Consider the following 16,838-nt stretch of genomic DNA (forward strand, 5'->3'; position numbering starts at 1 on the left):
GAGGTGTTAAAAAAATTTTTATAGTTTCATCGTTCACTCTTAAGGAACCTCATGAAAATTTCTCGCGAACTTCTAAATCAAGCAGTAAAAGAAAAAATCCTTGATGCCAAGCAGGCTGAATCTTTATTTCAATTTTTAAAAATAAAATCTCATGAAGCCCCAAGTTTTAGCTTTACTTATATTATTTATTATTTCGGCGGACTCTTGGCCATCGGGGCAATGACTCTCTTTATGAACTTGGGGTGGGAGTATTGGGGTGGGTGGGGTATTTTTGTTTTATCCATCCTTTACGGGATTTTGGGTTTAGGGCTCACCGCTTTATTGGAAAAAAAGAATCTGAAAGTGCCTGCGGGTATTTGTGCCACCTTTGTAATTTGTTTAACGCCATTGGCCATTTATGGCGTGCAACAAGCGATGGGTTGGTGGCCGGACTCCAGCGTTTATCGGGATTATCATAGATACATACAATGGCATTGGATATTCATGGAATTGGGTACATTGGCGGTTGGTATTATCTTAATTTGGCTGTATCGCTATCCATTTATGATGATGCCGATTGCGGTGACTTTATGGTATATGTCCATGGATCTTGCCGCGATGTTAGGTCAAGAGGAAGGATTTAATTTTGAGCTGCGTTCGCTGGTTTCCATGTATTTTGGATTAGCCACGGTTTTGTTGGCATTTTGGGTGGATTTGCGTTCAGGTCCTTCTAAGGATTATGCATTCTGGTTGTATATATTTGGAGTTCTTGCCTTTTGGGGCGGGTTGACATGTCAACATTCAGACAGTGAATTATCAAAATTTATTTATCTTTGCATTAATTTATTGATGATAGGCGTAGGCGTGTTACTTGTAAGAAGAGTCTTTGTGATCTTTGGTGCCTTAGGAGCCGTTTTATACTTTGGCCATTTGGCGTGGCAAGTATTTGCCGACAGCCCTTTTTTTCCTGTGGCGTTGACTGCAATTGGAATATTAATTATTTATTTAGGAACGTTATGGCAAAAAAATGAAGTCTGGCTTACACAAAAAGTCCAGGCTATTCTGCCTAAAACGCTACGGGACACATTAAATGCAAGAGAGTAAGGAAATATTACGGGCATGTCAGGGGGAATCAAATTCGAGCGTATTGCTCTCATTATAGAGTTCGTGCGGGCTTTTTAAACCGTCGCCCCATCCCAAAGTATATTTCCCATGAGGGGATGCAAACGGTTTTCCTGTCAAACGTCTTAATAGATAATGCACGACTGTTTGACAATCGGTTTTCCCAACTTCATAGGGAACAGGCTGCTCTGCAGAAAGCAGATTAAAATCGTCAAAAAATTCATTAAATAGTGCAATGGCAGACTCAACATTAGCTGTTATAAGATACCTCTTAATTTGATATGCTTCTGCCCAAAATCCGTACACTTGTTGCTCATCAGCGGTTCTTAAGTATCCGAAGTTAAGTTTATTTAAGGTTGATTTTCTATTTTTATAAAGAACAAGTGTTCCTTCACAGTTGCCAGAGCCTTCTAACACATATTCAACTTCTTCTGTTCTATGATTAAATATACCAATGCCACAATGTATTGCTTTATCATGTGGAAAACCTTGAGGGATTACTCCCTGTTCTGCAAGCTTATCATAGAAGGATTTTATAGACGTTCTGCTTGCACTGGATGTGTAATAAAAACGCTCTTGGTTTCTCGCAATTTAGTCATATGAAGGCAACTTTATTAAAAAATAGTAAGAGTCATCCTATTGCTTAATAGTGACATAGCAGCTCTTGCTGAGTTCTTTCAGGAGAATGAAAAGAAAGACTTTCTTTAGGCGCAAATAAACTTCCGCTCCTGAAGTCTGCTCTCTTATATTCTGTTGCATCGGTTAAACTTGCCGTGGGTTGAGGACGATACCCTAACGCACTCAAGACTTTTGACGTTGTATTTCCAGGAACTTCTTCATGTCTTGCTGCCTGGGCGCTAATGGATGCGGCAGAGACAACCTCCTGTTGTTTAAGTCGATATAAATTGGCTAAAACAAGCGTGGATTCAAGTATCACCAAGGCAACCCCAAGGGCAGGATTCAAGGTAAACCCTAAGGCAACAAACAAACCGGCTGCTATTAAAGTGATCGTCGAGTTATAAGCTAGACTCACGAATAAGTTTTGGAAAATATTTTGTTTGGTTTTTTCTGCCACATCGAAGGCGGTTGCGATGGGGAATAATAATCCTTGTTGAATCACGATGCCTGCATGTTGTTGCGTGATGTCATCGCCAATATTGGATTTAACAGCAATGCCTACATCAGAATAGGCAATGGCGGTAATATCGTTAGCTGCATCACCCACCATGGCGACTTTACGGCCTCTGCTTTTTAACTGCTGAATATAACTTGTCTTAGGTACTTCACCAGGTTTAGTGGCAGCTCCCACTGCATTCGCACAAATATTATCTTTAGAAATGCCTAATAATGTGGCGTATTTTTCTGCAGAGGTTTTATCTGATCCCGTACAGATATGCACGGTTTTACCCAGGCGTTTTAATTGAGCAACGGTGGCTATAGCATCTTCACGCAAAGGGTCAGTTAGGGAAATTTGTCCTATGACGGTTCCTTCGCGCACGATGTAAATGGAGCCATTCTCAGGATTATCATAAGGCTTATCAATATGTGTAATGCCATTTGCCAATAACATATCTTGATTGCCTATCATGAATACTTCACCATTAATTTTGCCTTTTATGCCAGAGTGATGGCTTTTATCAACAGAAGTTATTTCTAATGGCTCATCGGAAACAATGCTTTGACCCTCTATATAAGACTTAATGATTTTTGCCGTTGGGTGATCAGATTGACTTTCTAATAGGGCGATATGGCGCAAAAATTTTTTATCGGTGATGCGTAAGTTGTGTATCACCATTTTACCTTGAGTAAGCGTGCCATTTAAATCAAAGACAATGGTGTCAATGTTAGCTGCCGCTTGTAATGCTTTGCCATTGTTAAAATGAATTCCTTGTTCAGAAGCTTTTTTCATGCCGATTTTAACTGCCAGAGGTGTAATCAAACTCAAAGCACAGGGGCATGCACTCACAAGAACGGAGATTACACATTGAATAGCAAGAGCCGGGTTAAACAATAAACCTATGACAATGCCTGATACCAGCGCTATTGCAAGTAAAGCGGGGATAAAATATTTCAATACTTTATTCGCAAATACTTCAACGGGTGCTTTTTCAGCATTCGCTTGATTAATATTTCTTGCGATTAATGACAGATAGGAGTTTTGGTAAGTTTTTGTGACACGCATGTTCAATGAAGGAATATGATCCGCTAAACGCATCCCAGCTTTCACAACATCACCTGCTTTAAATTTTTTAAGATCAGGTGAGCCATCGATTCGTGTGGTATAAAGCAGTGCATCTGTCGTTAATACCCCATCGACAGGAATAACACTCCCGCCGGTAACGATAATAACATCGTTAGGAATTAATGTTTTGACTGAAATTTTTTGGTTTGGATTCCCTTTTAATAAGACGATCGGTGGTACGCAATCGCGTACGTCTAATTTTTTACTAATTTCACCAATTAAGGTATGTTCAATGCCTTCGCCCAAATGCCAAAAGCCTAAGACAAGAGGGGCAGCTTCAAACATCATAGGTAAGCCAGGAACAAATAGGCTTACGAAAGAGACCACAAGAATGGTCAATGTGCTAATCGCATATAACGTAGTAGTATCCCATTTTTTTTCAAAGAGCGATCGCCACGCTGATTGATAAACACTACGTCCTAAATACAAGGTCATCAACGCGGTAAGACCTGTTATGATGTAGTAAGCAATCACAGGAATATTAAAACTCCCAATGGAAATGACGAGCAAGCCTATTCCCCACACCAAACCTAATGCCGCTTTAAGCCAATGATTCTCATGACCATGGTCATGAGAGTGGTCATGAGAATGGTCATGAGAATGGTCATGAGAATGGTCATGAGAATGGTCATGAGAATGGTCATGAGAATGGTCATGAGAATGGTCATGAGAATGGTCATGAGAATGGTCATGGGAATGGTCATGGGAATGGTCATGGGAATGGTCATGGGAATGACCACGGAAGCGGCTGTGTTTAGTATTTTTCCGGCGTTTTTAATGGGGGTAGGCGAAGTATGCGCATGAATTTCATGCATCATGTCTTCGTTGCCCCAAAACGTTTCTACCTCTACCATGTCGCTTACGGCAATACCCTCGGCCAACAAAAGTTGTGTTACTCTGGCTTGTATGGTCATTGCATCGTTGGATATACACAGCAAACTGACGCTTTTATGTTGGCTGGTCAAATCGATTGCTGCCCGTACTAATCCCAATCCTTTGACTTTATCCAATATCCGTTCAATTTTTTCTGTGGTTTGCTCCTCATCGAGAAGTTGGACATCCTCTAAAAGGTGAAATCGATGATTACTATAATGCATTGGTTTCCTCCACGTTAAGGACCATATGGATGTTAAGAGGATAACGGTTCACTTTTTGCGAATTCCCATTTTGAAAAGACATGTTCTGGCTTGAGCGTAGTGGTTTTTCTTGTTCTTAAAAAAACTGATAGGGCAATGGTTGGACATTGGTTGCATACTGTCTGGCAAAAAAAAGTGTTACATTGTAACACTTTCTTGCTGAAGAACAAGAAGCATCAAAATAATTTTTAGATTGAAATCATTTCTGCTAGTCATGCGGTTACGATTTGATTATTTCTCTGGGGAACAGGGATTGTGGTAAAATGGCAGGATTAAGCTATTAACTTAACTATCATTGATGAAACATAATTTATTGGACAAGGCCTATAAGCATTGCATAAGCCGTGGTTATCGTTTTACCGGACCAAGAGAGCGCGTCCTAAAAATATTGGTGGATGAACGAAAGCCTCTCGGTGCTTATGATATATTACAAAAATTATCGATGGAGATTGATAATCCTAAGCCGCCGACCGTCTATCGTGCCATTCAGTTTTGGCATCAAGAGGGATTTATTCATTGCATTGACAGCCTTAAATCTTATGTTGCTTGTTTGCATGGGCATCATGTTGGGCAAGCTCAATTTCTCATTTGCAACGATTGTGATTTTGTTAAAGAATTAGAGTGTCTTGTTGATTTTTCTGCCATTACCGAAGCAGCAAATGCCATTCAATTTTCAATTATAAATTATACGGTAGAAATCAAAGGACTCTGTGCTCACTGCTCGATTAATTAATACCCATTTAAATATAGCCCTTTTCAGTACGAAAGCTAATAATCCTAGGATAGACGCTCATTGTAAAAGAGGAGGAATAGCCATTCATGAAGAAGCATTTGATAAAGTGGGATTTGCCAGACCGGGTTTTATACATATTGAAAAAGAGAACAGACGGATGAGAAAGACGTTTTAAAAAATCATTAAGGAAGCAGATGTTCTTTTTTTCACAGGAGAAGATCAGGCGCGGCTTGCTGAGAGAGCCGTGGATATTTTGACGAAAGGGTGTGTTTACTATTGAATAGAAATAAATGCCTGCGTTTTTCTATTCATAACACAAGAACGATGACGTCTTATAATGATAAGGAAGTATTTGCGAATGATTCAAATTAATCATTTAGATCATTTGGTTATGACTGTTCAGGATATTGAAAGAACTTGTGAATTCTATCAAAACGTATTAGGGATGGAGGTGCAGACCTTTAAAATGACACGTAAAGCGTTAAAATTTGGGCATCAAAAGATTAATTTGCATTTAAAAGGGCATGAATTTGAACCAAAGGCAGTATCGCCAACCATCGGAGCATTGGATCTTTGTTTTATTGTTAATACACCGTTGCAGGAAGTGATCACGCATTTAAATCATTTAAATATTCCCATTGAAGAAGGCCCAGTTGAGCGTACTGGTGCTGAAGGTCCCATCCTGTCGGTATATATTCGCGATCCAGATAAAAATTTAATTGAATTGGCACAGGTTGGAAGGCAATGTTAGATTTTGTTTTGCCTGGGCAGAAAAAATTAATTTACTATGTTAGGCTCGAACATTGGGGACAAATGTATGAAAAGGATGACAGTTCTTGCTTTTTTAGCCATTTTTTCAGCGGAGTTGTCGGCAAAAAATTGTGGTCAATTTATGGGAAAAAAAATAGTGACCTCCGCTGGTATAACATGCGCCGAGGCTAAACGGGTTTATCGTTATTTTTCTAAAGGGAAAACTGCCCCAGGCTGGACATGCGGTTTATCAGCAGGTGCTTGCTCCAAAGGAAGCCAGGGTTTTACTTTTTTATTTAATTAACGATTGACTCTGGAAGTGATGGACTCTTTAGACCAAACTTGCAGGCCTATTTCGGTTCGCAAAGAATAACATTCTTAATACTTCCGTGACAAATTACAGGATTTCTGTTATCAAATTCTTCATTTAATCCATGCCAAATAGAAGCTACTGTGGCGAATCGATATCCAAAAATTCATGCTTACATTTTCCCTTTGATTTTAATTTCCTCTATTATTTTAGGCGGCTTAATGGGGAGTTTTTTTAGCCAAAAAGCACAAATGCTTAAGCCTATAGGGGATATCTTTATTAATTTGATTTTTACCATGATTGTCCCTCTCCTTTTTTTCAGTGTTGCTTCAGCCATTGCTAAATCAGGCTCTGTTGGAAGATTAAGAAGAATCCTTAGCTGCATGGCAATTGTTTTTCTAATCATGAGTATAGTTTCTGCGATTTATGGGTTATTGATTGTCAAACTTTTTCCTCCTGCACAAGGTGTTTATCTACCCTTAAAAATTGCCGGACAAGAACATTTGCCAAATATTGCTAGTCAGATCGTAGGGATTTTTACCGTTTCGGAGTTTGCTAAGCTTTTATCTCATGAGCACATGCTCGCATTAATTATGTTTTCAATAATAACAGGGCTTGCTGTCACCATGACTGGGGACGAAGGCAAGCCATTTGCCAAATTGTTGCAATCTGGCGAGTTAATTTTTATGCAGGCTTTTTCCATAATCATGTATTTTGCGCCTTTTGGATTTTTTGCCTATTTCGCCGTGCTAGTCAGTGAGCTAGGGTCGCAACTCATAGAGATTTATTTTCGTATAGCCGTTCTCTACTACCTCGCCGCCTTAATTTACTTTGTTATTGCCTACACAGGATTTGCCTATCTTGCAGGTAATATGGCAGGTATAAAGTTATTTTGGAAAAATGTTTTGATTCCTGCTTCTACGGCGATTGCAACATGCAGTAGTGCAGCCAGCATTCCAGTTAATCTTATAGCGGCTTTGCGGATGGGAGTTCCTGCAGAAATCTATGAAACAACCTTACCACTAGGAGCTTTTATTCATAAGGATGGGTCCGTTATTGGCGGTGTCTTCAAGATTGCCTTTTTATTTGGCATTTTTCATTTAAGTTTTTCGGGATTATCTGTATTAAGTCTCGCTTTTTTTATTTCAATTCTAGTCGGAACGGTAATGGGAGCCATTCCAAGTGGTGGAATGCTGGGAGAGTTGCTCATTCTCACCGTTTATGGGTTCCCTCCATCCGTGTTAATTGCCGTTGCTGCAATTAGCATAATTATTGATCCTCCTGCAACCCTGCTAAATGTGACAGGTAATACAGTAAGTAGTCTGATGATTACTCGCATAGTCCATAGAAAGAGGCTGGTTAAATGCGCCGATTCTTTAGAATCGACGCATATTAATTAACTGCTCACCCCCAAGTCATAACCATTCCTGGTGGCTTAGCGGTATTCCAGCCTGGTACAAGGCCCAGTTGAGCGTACTGCTGTATCAATGACTTCTTTTAAAACCATCCTCTCTTAGCGCTTCTTGAGCTTCATCTACCTCATTCAGGCTGGCTTGGGCGGCCTGAATCGTTTGCCTTATGTGTGCAAATTTAATATCGAGGCGTCCACTGTCGCGTTCAATTCCTGCCAGTTCTGTCGTATAACGCTCAGCCATGGTATGAAGAACGTCCAAATAAATGCTGATTTCCAATAGAGAAGAAGAGTCTTTCATTGCCCTCATGGCGTAGGACAGTTCTTCGAGGTAGTGTTCGGCAAGTTTGGATTTTGCAATGGTGCTTTCACGTTTAAGTACATCGCGATAAAACATTGTTTTAGGACTGTTCAAATAGTTATTAATTGATTCAATATTGCTTCTTATGATGTGTTTAACGCTATGAAAGATTTGTGATGCCTGAATTTGATACCACACTTCTTTTTTATGGCTTCTTCCGTCGCCATGCTCTACCTGTATGGCTTTTGCAGACAAGCCTGAGTGGCTGGCAGGTGGCCTACTTAACAATACCGCGCATTGTGAAATATCCATGCCTCTATCGTTTAAGTAATTTAAAAAACGGTTGATGCTATACAGTGAAGGCTGATAATGCCCACTGTAAGTGTTAATACACATTAATTTTCCTTGTTTTATTTGCATTTCGCCAGCGATAAGGACTGGAGCACCAGCATTCATGGAGGAGTGGGTCATACGGCTGCCAAAATTATCCGGATGTCCTCCTAAATGATTAAAAACGGAAAGCTCGCCCATGGCATTTAAAGTAAATGCCACATAACCTTTTTTCCCATGAGCAACAAAATTGGACGAGTCAAAAACAATGCCGGATTTATGAAATAATCCATGGCGAATTTCAAGATTAAAAGAAGCTCTTTGTTTCACATTAAAAAAGGTTATACGATAATCAAGGTCATCTGTTTTGCTTTCATCAGTCACATCCAACAAGTCTTTTCTGTAAAAGGCTTCTTGAATTCTAGAATCATAGGATATGCCTGATGAGTAGGTTGCATGAAATACCGGTGCATCCGTATCAAAGCGATAAGGTCCTGAGGCCAGGACAGGGATGTAGTTAGGATTCATCCCTTTTTTATGTGCTCTATCCGCCATTAGTTTCACCAATAAACGATTTAAACCGTCTTTTTCTAACGTTAATTTATCGATGTCGAAAACATAGAGCATAAAGTCTAAGGCTTGTTCACGTTCATTTACACTTAATGATTCATCTTGATAGTTCGCCCAGGACTTATCAAGTCTTTCTGCTAACGTTCCTTCTTTAGAAGAGAAGTAATCTATAGGCATAACTGCATACTTTTATGGAAAAACATGGTGTATGTGTAAATATAGCGCATGGGCTGGAAAACAGGCGTTAAGGATAGTTCACTATGTTTAAACAGATTCATTGTAATATTTGACTCAGACTTGCAAAATCAGGTAGAAATAAGGTTTTATTTAGGTATTTCATAAATATGGATATAAAACAATATTGCTCTTATTTGATGCTCATGTTGTGCAGCTCTGCCTGGGGAATCACGGTTGCTCCAAGCAGTTTCGAAAGAGTCATAACCATTACTGGGGGAGTGGCTATATCCCAGCCTGGTGAAACTCAAACATTATATCCTACGAATGTAATAAATATTCCTATTATAGGATTAAACAATGGTGTGCCTGCCGTTGTGGGTTCAACGTCCATAACCAACACGGTTGCCAATACTTATAATGCCAGGAAAGATTGGCAAGTAATGGGAACAGGTGAGGTATTTTTGGGTTTGCAATGGCCAATCAACCCTTTGCTTATTAATCAGCTTGGTGTTGCTTTTGGTGGGGCTGGAGAGGCGAATTTGCAAGGTACAATTACTATTAATTCTGTTCCGAGCGGTTCACAATATAAGTATCAAACCAACCATGGAAAAGTGGTTGCTCGTGATAAGCTCTTATTTTGCTTGCCAAACTATCCTATACAACCTTTTATAACAGGTTCATTTGGCGCCTCTTTTAATACGGCGCATGCTTATTATACTTATCCCATTATCAACTCAAGTGTTTCTGCTCCTTGGTTTGAAGATAAAACACAATCTTTTAGCTACACGTATAGTCTTGGGTTAGGTATCCAGAAAAATATTAATAGAAATTGGAATGTGGCACTTGGGTATGAATTTGCCGATTGGGGACGAAGTGGCTTAGGAAGTGGCACGTTCGGCGTTCAAGACGATATTCAAATATTGGGGACTTCTTTTACCGTTTCAGAACCAGCTACGTATAATGGTCCAAAATTATCTCATATATACACTCATAATGTGTTGTTGAGCGTGAGTTACCTGTATTAATGGGTAGTGGGAAATCAATTTCAGCAAAGAACTTACAAATACTATGCAAGACATTACTATTTATCATAATCCTCGCTGTTCTAAATCAAGAGAGGCATTGGAAATACTACGAAACAAAGGTTTTAATCCTATTGTGATCGACTATCTCAAAACGCCACTTGATTTTGAACAATTGAAGACATTACGGTCTCATTTTGCGTTCAAAGATTTCGTTCGAACCAATGAACATGTTTTTAAGGAACAGGGGTTATCATTGGACAATGAAGTGCAAATTTTACAGGCCATGCTAAAAGAGCCTATCTTGATGCAACGCCCAATTGTTACTTATAAAGGCAGAGCGGTGATAGGGCGTCCACCTGAGAAAGTTCTGGAATTATTTGATTAATTGTAACTCCCCACGTCATCCCGAGTGCAGCGAGGGATCTCCAGCAACTGGCAGGTATTAAATTAATGTAAAAAACACTTGAAAAATTATGCGGTTATGATCAAATAGCTGCATGAAAGACCATGAACAAATCATCACAACGCTTTTGGCAAAGATTGCTGAACTGGAAAAAATCGTAGAACAGCAAGCTGCACAAATAGCAGAGCTGGAAAAACGACTGAACAAGAATAGCAGCAACAGCTCAAAGCCCCCGTCAAGTGACGGGTTAGGCAAACTACGCCGTACGACATCACTACGTGAAAATGGGAAACGTAACAGTGGTGGCCAAAAGGCCACAAGGGCGAAACGTTAAAACAGATTAAATCACCAGATATTGTCAAAAACCATGTATTGCTAACATGCCCGGATTGTTATGGTTCATTACTTTCAACGCCGATGATTGGAATTGTGAAGCGCCAGGTTTTTGATATTCCACTACCCAAAATTGAAGTCACGGAACATCAGGCTGAAGTAAAATATTGCGAGTGCTGTAATAAAACGATAACAGCAGCATTTCCTGCAGGTGTTCTTGCCCCTGTCCAATACGGTGAAGTTATTCGTAGTTGGAGCGTGTATTATCAATATCAGCATTTTATTCCAGAAGACAGGCTGCAACAGTTGTTTTATGACCTGTACGGAATTCAACTGGCTACTGCAACACGGACTGGATATAACCGGATTGCCTTTGATACATTGGCATCATTTGAAGAATCGGTATTGTCTGCAGTCAAAACTGCTGCCGTAAAAAACCTGGATGAAACAGGGTTTCGTGTGGCCGGAAAAACACAATGGTTGCATGTGGCATCGACTAAAACGGCAACTTATTATCACATATCTCCAAAACGAAAATCATTACTGGATGGCCTTTCAGGTACCGTCATTCATGATCACTGGAAAAGTTATTACAATTTGGGAGGTGTGGAGCATGCCCTATGCAACCAGCATCACTTGCGTGAATTAAAAGCAATAACCGAGCATGACAAAGAACCATGGGCACAGGCTATGACCCGACTATTACGTGTGGCTCTTCGCTGTCGTCATTTTAATGAACATCATGCAATACCTGTTGCTCGCATCAAGCGGTTGACCAACATCTACAAGAAGATTATTCGAGATGGGCTGGCGTATCATGAAACGCTGCCGCCATTGCCATGCAAAGGCAAACAGGTCGACAACCTCGACGGACAGGTCACAACCTCTTGTGGCGTTTATTTCATTACAAACAAGACGTTTTACGGTTTCTTCATGATCTGGCAGTTCCATTTACCAATAATGATGCTGAGCGTGATTTACGAATGATGAAACGCAAACAAAAAATATCCGGTGGTTTTCGGACCGCTCAAGGCGCTGAACAATTTGCTCGTATCCGAGGATTTATCAGTACGATCCGTAAACAAGGATTAAGCATTATCAGTTCCATCCAATCTATATTTTCTGGTACTATCCCTGTGTTATCAGGAATCTGAGATAACAATACAGTCCAACAGAGCAAGGAATAGTATATGCGTACGGAGTCTTGCGTTTACCTTCTGACCAATAAACACAATAATGTTTTGTATACCGGTGTTACCAATGATTTGATACGCCGTGTTTATGAACACAAAAATAAACTGGTGGCTGGATTTACCCAAAAATACAATGTGGATCGACTGGTTTATTTTGAAGTTTGTTCAGGCATCGTCATGGCTATTGAGCGAGAAAAACAAATCAAAGGGTGGTCTCGAAAAAAGAAGCATGATTTGATTAATGCATTGAATCCTGAATGGAACGATTTGTATCCATCGCTACTTTAAAAATTGTGCCACTGCAGGCAGATCCCTCGCTGCACTCGGGATGACGTGGGGAGTTACGATTAATTTTGCTGCAGTATTTCAAAAGATTACGAATAAATGGATTGCCCATCCAGCTCCCAGAAGTTTCATCTGCCTATTGGCACATATAGACCACCGCTGGCAACCATGTTTTGGGGAAATCATACCTACTCCAATAACGCTCGAACTAATGCTGTAATCCGTCCGGTGGGTGAAATCAATTCACTTAAAATGGTGAAATGGTTGGCATGAGGGATTTCTTCATAAGTAACTGGCAAACGATATTGTATACGATGAATTGCAAAATCTGCGGTTTGTTTACGCATGAGTGGTAACTCCGCACTTCCCACCAGTAAAGCAATTGGCGTGTCAGCGCCTCCCACTTGCAGAGTAGGGGACTCATGAATAGACATGCTTTTATTTAGCTTTAGACCAACATTAATATAGCTGTGGCGAATAGGCTCCAAATCATAGAGTCCACTGATTCCTACTCCGCCTATTACGGAAGGATGGGCCAGAACCATTGCGGTCAGATGTCCTCCTGCAGAGGAGCCTGCTACGACAATCCGCGTTGGATCTCCCCCTAAAGAGCTTGAATGTGCAACCAAAAAATCAAGGCCTTGATTGATCTCTTCCACGATTTGATCCAGTGTAATTTCAGGCGTTAAAGTATATTCGATGATTGCTACATTAATGCCATGCGCCATTGGTCCGCTTGCCATTGCTCTAAAGCGCTCTTTCGAATGCATTTGCCAATAACCCCCATGGATAAACAAAAGCGTGGGAGCTCCTTCTTTGGCTTTAAAGAAATCGAGCCGGTTACGTGGGCGAGGACCATATTGAAGATTAAGATGTTCAGGGAGACGAGCACTAATGTCCGCAGAACGCTGCTCCCAATCAGCGAAAATCTGATCTCTATTCGGAATTGCTGCGGTGTTATTATATGCTCGGTTCAACTCTTCCTGACTCAGATTACGCCAATCCAAATTATTCATGGTTACTCCATAAACCAAGTAGGCTTGCCTACAAAAAGTGGTTTAATTTCCCCTATTACTGTTCTGTTTATTTTAGATAATCTTGAATGATTTTGCCGTAAGTTAAACACTTAAATGATGTACGGTTGTCTGATAGGTCAATGATGGTTGTCTTCAAGAGAAGGACGTCAGCGTATGTTAATTATTTATTGATATATTATTATTAATACCATTAAATTTCTGGGCGGAACGCGTCATGTCAATGAGTAAAAAAGACGCTGCCATGTTAAGTGCTGAAGAGAAATTGGCTTTAGGCATACAAGATGAGGATGTTCTTGCGTTGTTATCAATAGGGACATTGTCTGAGAAAATAAAATTACTTCAAGAGGGAGCTAAGGGCGAAACTCCGTCTGAAAACTCGGTCTGGCTTTCCATTATTAAGAGGCTCCCGTTTATAACGGATCTGGTTAGCCGCATCAATAAGGGTGGAAATGTTGTGACTCAGTTAATTACTTTAAAAAAAGGAGTCACAGCAGCACTTAGCACGGCTGGAACTGCCATTCATGGCATTGGTATAGGGGTGGCTGCGATTGACTTTTTGCGTATTCCCGGTGTTTATATCGCCTCTGCTATTGCTGGCCAAAGACCTCCGCTGACTTTGTCTAAAGCCGGTAAATTTACTTATTCCAGCGTCATTTTAGCCTTAGCTGTGATGGTCATAGCTTTTCCTCCGGCTGCACCTTTTATTGGTATAGCCGCTGCTGCCTTAGGAATGGGGGCAAGTGTGTTTACTATGGCCAAGTTAAGTTATGACCGGAGACAAACCAAGAAAAAATTAGTTCCGATTAAAGAAGAAATAGAGAATATCAATAAAGAGCTAGATGCTGTAGCTCAAGAAGCTCAGCACCTAGAAGACAAGCTTGAGCGCTTGAATAAAGGTGAAATTTTAGACATAAATAAAAACGCCTTAGAGAGTCGCTTGGCCGAGATTAAAGAAGAATCTTATGAAAAATTAAAAATTTTAAATGCGTTAAATACGACCAAGTTGCAATACGAGGCCAAGTTAAAAAAGATGGGGGCGACTGCCTTTATGGATAAAGGGGTTGCCATTGGTTTAGGTTTATTAGCGCTCGCTGGCGCAGTGGTTGTTCTGTTTTTCCCCCCTGCAGGTCTTGCTATGATGGGTGCGGCATTAGCAGGAGGTATTAGTTATATGGTGGGACGAGCCGTTTTTCCTTATGCAAAAAAACTGGCGACTTATCTTAGGAGTAAGGAAAAGAAAAAAGACCAAACTAATTTTATCGTAGTGGATGAAGATAAGGATAAGGAAGAAGATAACTTTTTCATGGATGAAATAGTGTGTATCAGGCATCCTGGTTTTGGTATTCTTAAAGGTCAAGAGACGAATGCAAACGCATCAAAGAGACTTGAAATTCAAGAAGATGCGCAAAGATTGATGGCAGTGGTTCGTGAATTTCCTGTCATCGATGAAGGATTGGAAAATTCTCATAAACAGGTGGAACAAAGCAAGTTTGGATTTTCGCCTGTAAAAGTGGTGCAGAGTGAAGAAGAGGAGTCAGAGATTGAGCGAGAAGGCACAGAAGATAGTAAAGATAAAAGAAAAAAATAGATGAAAATCTATGGAGATGAAGACGAAGGAGTAGGTGAAGAAAGTATATTGTATATCTTATTGCAATTGCCGGTGCTCTGTTACAAAGATAGTCCGTCCGTTATAGGGTGTCCATCGGAGAAAAGCTTGGATCTGCTTAGGTAACAGTCATTGCGTGATATAGATTTAACTGCAATATGATTAATAATGAATTAAAATAGCATTCATCGATTTGTTTCGTTAGCTAAAGATTTAAGGCTTAAGATGAAGATATTTAATGCAATGTTTTCCAAAGTTAATGGTGGGTTAGAGCAAGTGTTTTTGAATTATATTCCCGCTTTATGTTCACAAGGAAATCAGGTCATCCCAATTATTCATCCTAAAGCTCAAATAAAAGATGCTTGTCCCAAAGAAAATCTCATCACCATTCACAATTATAACCAGCATGATCTTATTGCTATTTTCAAATTGCGAAAGCTGATTAAAGCGTATAAACCAAATTGTATTATTACACACAGTTATCGAGCCGCTTATTTATTCAAAAAAACCAGGACTAGCGTTCCTAAAATTGCAGTATGCCATGTTAAAGGCCATTATGATTTTGGATCGGATGCCATTATTGCCATTACAGAGCAAATGCGTGAGGACATTATTAATTCTGGAATACCGGAACATACTGTATTTACGGTACCTAATATGGTTCACATTCCCGAGCATTCAGTTTATAGGGAACCTAAAGAAACAGAGATTCCTGTTATTGGCGTATGTGCACGATTTACAGCGATTAAAGGAGTTGATGTATTTATTGAGGCACTGGCTGAGCTGAAAAAAAGAAACATAGCCTTTAAAGCAAAAATCGCTGGAGATGGACCAGAAAAAGACAACTATATGAAATTAATTCATAGCCATGGTTTGGAAAATGAGGTGATTTTATTAGGGTGGATTGAAAACAGAAATGCATTTTATCAAGATATTGACTTATTTTGTTTACCTTCGCGCGAGGAAGCGTTTGGTTTAGTCATTTTAGAGAGCATGCTCCATTCATTGCCCATGGTTCTTTCTCAATTATCTGGCCCCATGGAAATTATAGGCAATTCAGACAGCGCACTATTCGTTCCCTCAGGAGATCCTGTGCGCATGGCGGATGGATTAGAGCGCATCATAAAGGACAAAAAACTCGCCAAAGAACTGGGGTATAAGGCATTTCAACGGGTGCAAAAATATTCCAGCGGTAACGTAGCCCCCATTCTTCAGAGTGTCTTAGACAAGGTTTGCAGGAATTATCAGAAATAAACGCAGCAAACTCATGAGTATTGTCACCCTTTAATCACATCGTTTGATAAATCAATTTGAATTTTTGGTAAAATTTGTGCTACTGTGATAGACAATATTTTTATCAATTAAGGCAAGGAGGTCTCAAGATATCCATTGGATCACCAATTCTTACGGTAAATTTTTAGGCTTTATGGAAGAAAACTCTGGATGCGTTTGATGGGCACTGCCACATACTGGCAATTCTAGGAGAAAACCATGATGCGAATGTTTGGGATTGGTAGAAACCCCACAGCAATTTTATTACGTACGAACGTTTCTTTAACTTCTTTGTCGCGTCTTTCCAAGATGCCCGTAGTGGTTGAAGCAAAAACCCCCACGGGCGTTTTTGAACATAGGGCATTCACCACAAGCATTACTCAAGTACCAAGTCCGCAATTTTTTGAAAAATTAAAAGCTGAGGAACACCGACAATTCACCCGAAAAAAACGTGCGCGGTTTGATTACAGCGACAATCACAGTGCAGCCCTTGCACTGCCTTATTCTCAGCAAGAATTGGAACGAAAGCAAGATGATCAACAGGCGCTTCTTGCCATGTCTAAAAAAAATGTGATTGAACATGCTAATCGTCGAGTTGATTTATTTTTTATACGCTAATTGCC

Annotated in this window: 18 protein-coding genes and 2 pseudogenes; 15 read left to right on the forward strand and 5 right to left on the reverse strand. The window is 40.0% G+C overall.

The features are described from left to right. Positions 1–51 precede the first annotated feature (51 nt). Positions 52–1,083: a hypothetical protein gene (locus tag LOA_RS01295; RefSeq protein WP_025384808.1), complete on the forward strand. Its 1,032-nt coding sequence runs from the start codon at positions 52–54 to the stop codon at positions 1,081–1,083. Positions 1,084–1,101: 18 nt separating this feature from the next. Here LOA_RS01295 and LOA_RS01300 read toward each other — a convergent pair whose 3' ends face one another. The 3 genes from LOA_RS01300 to LOA_RS14045 all read right to left on the reverse strand — a co-directional run bounded on the left by LOA_RS01300 (position 1,102) and on the right by LOA_RS14045 (position 4,440). Next, positions 1,102–1,518 (reverse strand): hypothetical protein, encoded by a 417-nt coding sequence (locus LOA_RS01300; protein WP_025384809.1) that lies wholly within the window; start codon positions 1,516–1,518, stop codon positions 1,102–1,104. 226 nt (positions 1,519–1,744) lie between these two features. Next, positions 1,745–3,868, reverse strand: a complete 2,124-nt coding sequence (locus LOA_RS01305) for a heavy metal translocating P-type ATPase (RefSeq protein WP_238551287.1) — start codon at positions 3,866–3,868, stop codon at positions 1,745–1,747. 5 nt (positions 3,869–3,873) lie between these two features. Further along, complete coding sequence (locus LOA_RS14045) at positions 3,874–4,440, reverse strand: hypothetical protein (RefSeq protein ID WP_042238626.1); 567 nt, start codon at positions 4,438–4,440, stop codon at positions 3,874–3,876. A 337-nt stretch (positions 4,441–4,777) separates the two neighbouring features. On the opposite strand from LOA_RS14045, the gene LOA_RS01315 reads away from it, so the two are divergent. From LOA_RS01315 to LOA_RS01330, 4 genes are all read left to right on the forward strand, one after another. Further along, positions 4,778–5,212 (forward strand): Fur family transcriptional regulator, encoded by a 435-nt coding sequence (locus LOA_RS01315; RefSeq protein WP_025384810.1) that lies wholly within the window; start codon positions 4,778–4,780, stop codon positions 5,210–5,212. Positions 5,213–5,570: 358 nt separating this feature from the next. Beyond that, entirely contained in the window at positions 5,571–5,963 is a 393-nt protein-coding gene (locus tag LOA_RS01320) for a VOC family protein (RefSeq protein ID WP_202814052.1), read from the forward strand. 66 nt (positions 5,964–6,029) lie between these two features. Further along, positions 6,030–6,266 carry a hypothetical protein gene (locus tag LOA_RS01325; protein ID WP_147370102.1) on the forward strand — a complete coding sequence of 79 codons (237 nt, stop codon included), beginning with the start codon at positions 6,030–6,032 and terminating at the stop codon, positions 6,264–6,266. Between the two features lie 149 nt (positions 6,267–6,415). Then, on the forward strand, positions 6,416–7,672 hold the full coding sequence (locus tag LOA_RS01330) for a dicarboxylate/amino acid:cation symporter (RefSeq protein ID WP_042238629.1): 1,257 nt from the start codon (positions 6,416–6,418) through the stop codon (positions 7,670–7,672). Between the two features lie 84 nt (positions 7,673–7,756). On the opposite strand, the gene LOA_RS01335 is transcribed toward LOA_RS01330, so the two are convergent. After that, positions 7,757–9,061: a hypothetical protein gene (locus LOA_RS01335; protein WP_025384814.1), complete on the reverse strand. Its 1,305-nt coding sequence runs from the start codon at positions 9,059–9,061 to the stop codon at positions 7,757–7,759. Between the two features lie 167 nt (positions 9,062–9,228). Between LOA_RS01335 and LOA_RS01340 the strand changes: the two genes are divergently transcribed. From LOA_RS01340 to LOA_RS01360, 7 genes and pseudogenes are all read left to right on the forward strand, one after another. Next, positions 9,229–10,086 carry a hypothetical protein gene (locus LOA_RS01340; protein ID WP_025384815.1) on the forward strand — a complete coding sequence of 286 codons (858 nt, stop codon included), beginning with the start codon at positions 9,229–9,231 and terminating at the stop codon, positions 10,084–10,086. Positions 10,087–10,129: 43 nt separating this feature from the next. Further along, on the forward strand, positions 10,130–10,471 hold the full coding sequence (gene arsC, locus LOA_RS01345; RefSeq protein ID WP_025384816.1) for an arsenate reductase (glutaredoxin): 342 nt from the start codon (positions 10,130–10,132) through the stop codon (positions 10,469–10,471). Between the two features lie 112 nt (positions 10,472–10,583). Then, positions 10,584–10,823, forward strand: a complete 240-nt coding sequence (locus tag LOA_RS14870; protein ID WP_025384608.1) for a DUF6444 domain-containing protein — start codon at positions 10,584–10,586, stop codon at positions 10,821–10,823. Positions 10,824–10,843: 20 nt separating this feature from the next. Next, positions 10,844–11,527 (forward strand): annotated as a pseudogene (locus tag LOA_RS14875) (IS66 family transposase); the annotation flags it as partial. Between the two features lie 134 nt (positions 11,528–11,661). After that, a pseudogene (locus tag LOA_RS16115) lies at positions 11,662–11,802 on the forward strand (IS66 family transposase); the annotation flags it as partial. Between the two features lie 3 nt (positions 11,803–11,805). After that, entirely contained in the window at positions 11,806–11,976 is a 171-nt protein-coding gene (locus tag LOA_RS16120; protein ID WP_158423000.1) for a hypothetical protein, read from the forward strand. 36 nt (positions 11,977–12,012) lie between these two features. Beyond that, positions 12,013–12,303, forward strand: a complete 291-nt coding sequence (locus LOA_RS01360; RefSeq protein ID WP_025384817.1) for a GIY-YIG nuclease family protein — start codon at positions 12,013–12,015, stop codon at positions 12,301–12,303. 185 nt (positions 12,304–12,488) lie between these two features. Here the strand turns inward: LOA_RS01360 and LOA_RS01365 are convergent, their stop codons facing one another. Continuing rightward, positions 12,489–13,316 (reverse strand): alpha/beta hydrolase, encoded by an 828-nt coding sequence (locus LOA_RS01365; protein WP_025384818.1) that lies wholly within the window; start codon positions 13,314–13,316, stop codon positions 12,489–12,491. 262 nt (positions 13,317–13,578) lie between these two features. On the opposite strand from LOA_RS01365, the gene LOA_RS01370 reads away from it, so the two are divergent. From LOA_RS01370 to LOA_RS15045, 3 genes are all read left to right on the forward strand, one after another. Further along, positions 13,579–14,925, forward strand: a complete 1,347-nt coding sequence (locus LOA_RS01370; protein WP_148294847.1) for a hypothetical protein — start codon at positions 13,579–13,581, stop codon at positions 14,923–14,925. A 243-nt stretch (positions 14,926–15,168) separates the two neighbouring features. Next, positions 15,169–16,197: a glycosyltransferase family 4 protein gene (locus LOA_RS01375; protein ID WP_025384820.1), complete on the forward strand. Its 1,029-nt coding sequence runs from the start codon at positions 15,169–15,171 to the stop codon at positions 16,195–16,197. A 237-nt stretch (positions 16,198–16,434) separates the two neighbouring features. Beyond that, positions 16,435–16,833: a hypothetical protein gene (locus LOA_RS15045; protein WP_238551288.1), complete on the forward strand. Its 399-nt coding sequence runs from the start codon at positions 16,435–16,437 to the stop codon at positions 16,831–16,833. Positions 16,834–16,838 lie beyond the last annotated feature (5 nt).

The sequence above is a fragment of the Legionella oakridgensis ATCC 33761 = DSM 21215 genome (assembly GCF_000512355.1).
Lineage (GTDB): Bacteria > Pseudomonadota > Gammaproteobacteria > Legionellales > Legionellaceae > Legionella_A > Legionella_A oakridgensis.